The organism is Nocardioides sp., assembly GCF_035429765.1.
Taxonomy (GTDB): Bacteria; Actinomycetota; Actinomycetes; order Propionibacteriales; family Nocardioidaceae; genus Nocardioides.
This window is the reverse complement of sequence record NZ_DAOMFK010000118.1, coordinates 1-7,161: the sequence shown is the minus strand read 5'-3', so window position 1 is coordinate 7,161 and position 7,161 is coordinate 1. Positions and strand designations below refer to the sequence as shown.

Sequence of the window (7,161 nt, the reverse complement as noted above, 5' to 3'; positions counted from 1 at the left end):
CGGGTCGCGCGCCGTTCGTGACGGGTCGGCGGGGAGGCGGGCGACCAGGTTCGCCCGGGCGGGGTCCCGGGCCACCAGGTCGATCTCCACGACCTGCTCGGCGTCGGTGCCGGCCAGCCGCCGCGCCAGGTACTCGGCGAGGTACGCCGCGGCCGGCGTCTCGTTGCCGTTGGTGGTGTCGATCCGGATCAGGTCCCGGGCGACCTGCAGCACCTCGGCGTGCAGGTCGGCGGGCGGCGTCGGCCCGGTCACGCCGGCGCTCCGGACGCGCCGTCCCGGTCCGTGGGCGCCAGGCCGACCCGGTCGAGCACCCAGGCGTAGATCTCGGCCTCGTAGGCCAGGTGGCCGAACCGGCCCGAGGGGCCGACGTGGGCCCCCGCGCCGGTCTCGGCCCGGAACAGGCAGCGCGGCGACCACTCCGGATCGGTGGCCCGGAGCGCGGCGACCCACTTGGCCGGCTCGCGCACCATCACCCGCGGGTCGTGCAGCGCCCCGGTCACCAGCAGGTCGGGCCGGGATCCCGCCGGCGGCAGGTTGTCGTAGGGCGAGTAGGCCAGCATCCAGTCGAACTCCTCGCGCACGCGTGGGTCGCCCCACTCCTCCCACTCCGTGGCGGTGAGCGGGGTGGCCGCGTCGAACATCGTGGTCACCACGTCGACGAAGGGCACCTCGGCCACGACTGCGCACCACCGGTCCGGTCGCTGCGAGAACACCGCCCCCTGGAGGAGGCCGCCCGCGCTGAGCCCACGGGTCACGATGCGGTCCGGGTCGACCAGCCCGGCGGCGGCCAGGCCGTCGGCCACGGCGACGTGGTCGTCGAAGGTGTGCTGCTTGTGGCGCAGCTTCCCGTCGAGGTACCACGCTCTGCCCATCTCCCCGCCGCCGCGGATGTGGGCGAAGGCGTAGACGAGCCCCCGGTCCAGCAGGCTGGGCAACGCCGGGTCCCACTCGGGCTCGAAGACCGCCTCGTAGGAGCCGTAGCCGTAGACCAGGGCCGGCGCCGTGCCGTCCAGCGGGGTGTCGCGGTGCCGCAGCAGCGTCACCGGCACGGCGGTGCCGTCCGGCGACGGGAACGTGAGCCGCTCGGTGAGGTACCGCGAGGGGTCGAAGCCCGGGGCCTGCTGCCGCCACACGGGGCGCAGCGCTCCGCTGCCCAGGTCCCAGGAGCGGCACTCGGCGGGCTGCAGCCAGGACTCCTCGCGCACGGTGACGCTGCCGTCGTCGTACAGCGGCGTGCGGGCCAGGGCGACCTCACCGCCGGGGAGCTCGCTCTCGAGTCGCTGACAACCCCGCGCTCCGGCGAGGTCGTCGTGCGGCACCAGCACGAGGCACTGCCCGCCACCGGTCCGCAGCGTCAGCACCACACCCTCGGCGAAGGCGTCGGCCCGCAGCAGTCGCTGCGAAGGTGACTCGGGCCGGACCTGGACCCAGGTCGAGGAGTCCTGGCCCACATCGTCCGGCACCGGTGCACGCATCAGCCGGAGCTCCACCGCGTCGTCGTCGGTGACCACGAGCAGGTCCCGTGAGCCGTCGGGCAGCCGGCGCGGCTCGGCGTGGTAGCGGACGCCCGGTCGCCGGCCGCCGACCGAGCGGGGTGCCCGGCTGAGGTCCGCGGCGTCGAGCACCCAGACCTCGCTGGTGCTGTTCGACTCGCTCCACACCACGACGAGCTCGCCGGTCCGTGTCTCCCGCAGGGTCACCTCGAACCTCTCGTCGGGCTCGGTGAGGACGAGCACGTCGTCGGAGACCGGGGTGCCCAGCCGGTGCCGCCACACCTGGAACGGGCGGTAGGCCTCGTCGTGCACGGTGTAGAGGAACCAGGCCGAGTCGGCGCTCCAGGCGCCCCCGTAGTAGGTCCGCGGCACCTCTTCGGCCAGGTCGGCACCGGTGCGCAGGTCCCGGAACCGGAGCGCGAAGACCTCGTCACCGGTGGTGTCGACGGAGTAGGCCAGCAGGTCCTCGTCCGGGCTGACCATGCTCAGGCCGAGCTCGAGGTAGCCACTGCCGGTCGCCAGGCCGCCCACGTCGAGGAGCACCTCTCCCGCACGGTTTTCGGCGTCGGTGGGGGCCTGCGGATCGGTTTCCGTCGCGGAGGCGGTCTCGGGCCTGCGAATTTCCCGCAACAGTTGGGCGTAGTCACTTCCCGCAGGATGCCGCGTGTAGTAGGAAAAGCGGGTACGGCGCCACGGGGGCGACAGGTCCACCTGGGGGAGCCGGGTGATCATCTCGGCCCGAAGGGTCGCGACGAAGGGGAGCAGATGGGCAACCGAGGTGTCGTACCAGTCGCGCTCGGCGACGAGGTGGGCCAAGACGTCGGGGGAGTCGGCGTCGTGCATCCACGCGAACGGGTCGGGGCGCATCACGCCGTGCTCGGTGTGGGCGAAGCCGTCGTCGCGACGGGCGACGGGCGGGCGAGGACGGTCACCGGCGGTCACGGGCGACACCGTACCCGGGCCGGGCTCGTGCCGGCACTCGCGTTGGCCCTGTGCGCGATGGCTGCGGCGCTCGGTGTCGGAGCCGGGCCCGCCGCGGCCGCCGGCGACGACATCTTCACCGTGGGGTTCACCAACGAGGTCGACTCCTTCAACCCGTTCCTGGGGATCGAGGCCGAGTCCTACGAGATGTGGGGCCTGATGTACGACTACCTCATCGGCTACTCGATGGAGGACATGTCGGTCCAGCCCACCGGGCTGGCCGAGGAGTGGGAGACCTCCGAGGACGGGCTGACCTGGACCTTCCGCGTCCACGACGGCATCGAGTGGTCCGACGGGGAGCCGCTGACCGCGAAGGACGTCGCCTACACCTACAACCGCGTCATCGACGGGGGCCCCGAGGCCGCGACCTGGGGCAGCTACCTCGGAGGTGTCGAGTCGGTCACTGCGCCGGACGACACGACCGTGGTGCTCACGTTGAAGAAGCCGAACGCCGTGCTCCCACTGCTGCCCATCCCGATCATCCCGGAGCACATCTGGAAGGACGTCAGCGAGAGCGAGGTCAAGAGCTACGCCAACGAGCCGACCGACGGCCAGCCGGTGGTGGGCTCGGGGCCGTTCCGGCTCGTCGAGGGCACGGCCGGGGGGTCGACGTACCGCTTCGAGGCCAACCCGGACTACTGGCAGGGGGCTCCGCACATCGACGGCGTCACGTTCCGGGTCTTCAAGGCCGAGGACCCGGCCGCGCAGGCGCTCATCAAGGGCGAGATCGACTTCGTGGACGAGGTGTCGCCCCTGGTGGTGGACCGGCTGGCCAAGGAGGACAACGTCGAGACCAACCTCGGGCTCTCCCCGTCCTTCAACCAGATCGCGTTCAACGCCGGCGCGGTCGACCTGGAGACCGGTGAGCCGATGGGCGACGGCAACCCCGCGGTGCAGGACCCGAAGTTCCGCTACGCCCTGGGCTACGCCCTCGACCTGGACCAGATCGCGGCGAAGGCCTTCCAGGGTGCGGCCCAGCCGGGCACCACGATCGTGCCCCCGTCGTTCCCGACCTTCCGATGGGAGGTGCCCGAGGACGAGAAGTTCACCTTCGACCTGGAGAAGGCCGGCCAGCTGCTCGACGAGGCCGGCTACACCATGGGGGACGACGGGCTCCGGACGATGCCGGACGGAAGCCCGATCGGGGAGCTGCGGCTGCACGCCAGGTCCGACTCGGGCTCCTCCCGGGACACCATGGACTTCTTCTCCGAGTGGCTGGCCGAGCTGGGGATCGAGTCGAAGGTGGTCCCGGTCGAGTCGAGCAAGCTGACCCAGATCATCCTCGACGGCGACTTCGACGTCTTCGAGTGGGGCTGGTACGTCGACCCCGACCCGGACTCCATGCTGTCCTACTTCACGTGCGGCCAGCGGGGGAACTGGTCGGACTCGTGGTACTGCGACAAGGAGTACGACGCGCTCTACGAGGCGCAGCGGGTCGAGCTGGACGACACCAAGCGCGCCGAGATGATCAAGCAGATGCAGCAGATGCTCTACGAGGACGCGCCCTACCTGGTCACGACCTACGACAAGACCGGCGAGGCCTACCGCAGCGACCGGTTCGAGGGCTTCCGCCCCCAGCCGGATCCCGGCGGGGTGTGGCTGCAGCAGTTCGGCACCTACAACTACTCGCACATCACGCCCGTCGCTGCGGGTGACTCCGGGGAGGAGTCCGGCACCGGGACCGGGGTGGTCGTCGCCCTCGGGGTCGCCGCGCTGGCGGTCCTCGGCATCGGCGCGGTGGTGGTGCTCCGGCGCCGGAGCAGCGCGGAGGACCGCGAGTGACGCTGGTCGCCCAGTCGGAGCAGCTGGCTCCCGCCGGGGGGACTGCCGCGGCGCGATGGCGTGGCTACGGCCGCTACCTCCTCGGCAAGGTGCTGGGCTCCCTGGGCAGCCTGGTGTTCATGCTGGCCGCGAGCTTCTTCCTCTTCCGGGTGCTGCCCGGTGACCCCGCCCGGACGCTGGGCCGGGGCCGGTTCACCACGCCGGAGCAGCTCGAGGAGTTCCGGCGCGCCTACGGCCTCGACAAGTCGGTGTGGGAGCAGTTCGTCATCTACGCCAAGGGCATCGTGACCGGGGACCTCGGGATCTCGCTGAGCTTCCGGGTCCCGGTGACCGAGCTGATCAAGGACGCCATGTGGCCCACCCTGCTGCTGGTGGGGACCTCGACGGTGCTGGCGACCTTGATCGGGGTGTGGGCGGGGATCCGTGGCGGCTGGAACCGGGGCGGGACCTTCGACCAGACCTCGACCGCCACGTCCCTCACGCTGTACTCCATGCCGGAGTGGTGGCTCGGGCTGCTGCTCATCATGGGCTTCGCGGTGGGGGTCGGTCCGCTGCCCGGGGTGTTCCCGACCGGCGGGCTGCACTCACCCGGGATGACCCCCGGCACCCCGGCGTACTGGTTGGACACCGCATGGCACCTGGTACTGCCGGTGACCACGCTGACGCTGGCCTACCTCGCGGACTACCAGCTGATCATGCGCAGCTCGATCCTGGGCGAGCTCAGGGAGGACTACCTCACCACCGCCCGGGCCAAGGGGCTGCGCGACCTCCAGGTACGCAACCGGCACGCGGTCCGCAACGCGCTGCTGCCGACGACCACCGTGGTCGCCCTCAACATCGGGTTCGTGGTCAGCGGGGCGATCACCGTGGAGACCGTCTTCTCGATCCCGGGCCTGGGCCTGCTGGCGACCGAGGCGCTGGCCTATCCCGACTACCCCGTGCTGCAGGGCACCTTCCTGGTGGCGACCACCGGTGTCATCCTCGCCAACCTGGCGGCGAACCTGCTGTACGGCGCACTGGACCCGAGGGTGCGGACATGAACACCCCACGACGCTGCTCGCTCCGCTCACACCGCCGCGGGGACCCCGGATGAGCGCCGGCGACGCCGCCCCAGGCCCCGCCCCCGGCCGGCTCACACCGCGGCAGCTGGCCAGGCAGCAGCGGCGCGACGCATGGAGGCGCGGGTGGGCGGTCTTCCGGCGGCACCGGTCCGGTCTGGCCGGCCTGATCGTCCTCAGTGTCTTCATCGTGCTGGCGCTCGCGGCCCCACTGCTGGCCGACGCCGACACCCTGGAGGTGACCAAGGCGCCCGGTGGGATCCTCGAGCCGCCCTCGACGCGGTTCTGGCTCGGCACCGACGACAACGGCCGCCCGATCCTGGCCGAGCTGATCTGGGGGGCGCGGATCTCCCTGCTGGTCGGGCTCACGGCCACCGTGATCTCGATGGTGCTGGGCACCCTGATCGGCCTCGCCTCGGGCTACCTCACGGGCTGGCCGGCCGCGGTGCTGTACCGCTTCACCGAGTGGTTCCTGGTGCTCCCGTTCCTGCCGCTGGCCCTGGTGCTCGCCACGGTCCTGGGCCCGTCCCTGAGCACCATCATCATCGTCATCGGCGTGACCTCGTGGCCGGGCACGGCCCTGCTGATCCGCAGCCAGACGCTCTCGGTGAAGGAGCGGGCCTTCCTGGAACGGTCCCGGGTTCTCGGGGCTGGCCGCTGGCGGCAGATCGTGCGCCACATCCTGCCCAACGTGATGCCGATGGTGTTCGCCAACACCACGCTGACCGTGGCGGTGGCGATCCTCACCGAGACCACGCTCAGCTTCCTGGGGCTGGGCGACCCCACCCGGGTCTCGTGGGGGACCATGCTCAACGACGCGTTCGACATCGGCGCCACCACGGCCGGCGCCTGGTGGTTCATCATCCCGCCGGGCCTGTGCGTGGTGCTGGTGGTGCTGTCGTTCACCCTGATCGGCAAGGCGATCGAGGAGATCCTCGACCCCCGGCTCAGGGAGCGGTGACGCGATGACCACGCCGGGGGCCGCGCCGCCCCTGCTCGAGATGCAGGGGGTCTCGGTGACCTACGGCACCGCCGAGGGCGGCCTGCCCGCGGTCCGTGACGTCGACCTGACCGTGCGGCGGGGCGAGATCGTCGGGGTCGCGGGCGAGTCCGGGTGCGGCAAGTCCACCCTGGCGAGCACCGTGCTCCGCCTGCAGCCGGCCAACGCCACCGTGACCGGCCGGGTGCTCATGGACGGCGAGGACGTGCTGACCATGCGGTGGGGGGACCTGCGCGCGCTGCGCTGGGCGGGCGCCTCGATCGTCTTCCAGGGTGCGCTGCACTCCCTGAACCCGGTGCAGCGGGTCGGACGCCAGATCGCCGAGCCGATCCGGCTGCACGAGCCCAAGGTGTCCTCGACCCAGGTCGACGACCGCATCGCGGCGCTCCTCGAGCAGGTCGGCCTGGGCCCGGGGCGGGCGAAGGACTACCCGCACCAGCTGTCCGGAGGCCAGCGCCAGCGCGTGATGATCGCGATGGCCCTGGCCTGCCGGCCCCGGCTGATCGTGGCCGACGAGCCCACGACTGCGCTCGACGTGATGGTGCAGGCCCAGGTGCTCGAGGTCATCGCGGGGCTGGTCCACGAGCTCGACGTCGGCATGATGATCATCAGCCACGACCTCTCGGTGCTGGCCGACCTGTGCGACCGGATCGTGGTGATGTACGCCGGACGCGTCGTCGAGTACGGCCCCGCCGGTGCGGTGTTCACCCACCCGCTGCATCCCTACTCCGAGGCCCTCTCCGCGGCGTTCCCCAAGGTCGGCGACCCGGCGGCGCGCTACGCGCCCGCGGGTCTGCCGGGCGACCCCCCGGACCCGCGGGCGCTGCCGCCCGGGTGCGCCTTCGCG

The 7,161-nt window shown here is 71.8% G+C and carries 5 protein-coding genes and 1 pseudogene; 4 read left to right on the top strand and 2 right to left on the bottom strand.

What is annotated here, in order from left to right; translation table 11 throughout:
* Positions 1–252 (bottom strand): annotated as a pseudogene (locus PLP61_RS11380) (hypothetical protein); the annotation flags it as partial.
* The gene (locus tag PLP61_RS11375) at positions 249–2,435 is read right to left on the bottom strand and encodes a prolyl oligopeptidase family serine peptidase (RefSeq protein WP_324502833.1); all 2,187 of its coding nucleotides are present in this window, start codon (positions 2,433–2,435) and stop codon (positions 249–251) included. The gene PLP61_RS11375 and the pseudogene PLP61_RS11380, both read right to left, overlap by 4 nt.
* Positions 2,436–2,462: 27 nt before the next feature.
* Here PLP61_RS11375 and PLP61_RS11370 point away from each other — a divergent pair, with 27 nt between their 5' ends.
* From PLP61_RS11370 to PLP61_RS11355, 4 genes are all read left to right on the top strand, one after another.
* Positions 2,463–4,256 (top strand): ABC transporter substrate-binding protein, encoded by a 1,794-nt coding sequence (locus PLP61_RS11370; protein ID WP_324502832.1) that lies wholly within the window; start codon positions 2,463–2,465, stop codon positions 4,254–4,256.
* A complete protein-coding gene (locus PLP61_RS11365; RefSeq protein WP_324502830.1) occupies positions 4,253–5,296 on the top strand; it encodes an ABC transporter permease in 1,044 nt (347 codons plus the stop codon). The genes PLP61_RS11370 and PLP61_RS11365 overlap by 4 nt, the downstream gene beginning before the upstream one ends.
* 49 nt (positions 5,297–5,345) lie before the next feature.
* A complete protein-coding gene (locus PLP61_RS11360; protein ID WP_324502829.1) occupies positions 5,346–6,275 on the top strand; it encodes an ABC transporter permease in 930 nt (309 codons plus the stop codon).
* A 4-nt stretch (positions 6,276–6,279) separates the two neighbouring features.
* A partial coding sequence (locus PLP61_RS11355) for an ABC transporter ATP-binding protein (RefSeq protein WP_324502828.1) occupies positions 6,280–7,161 on the top strand: 882 nt, incomplete at its 3' end.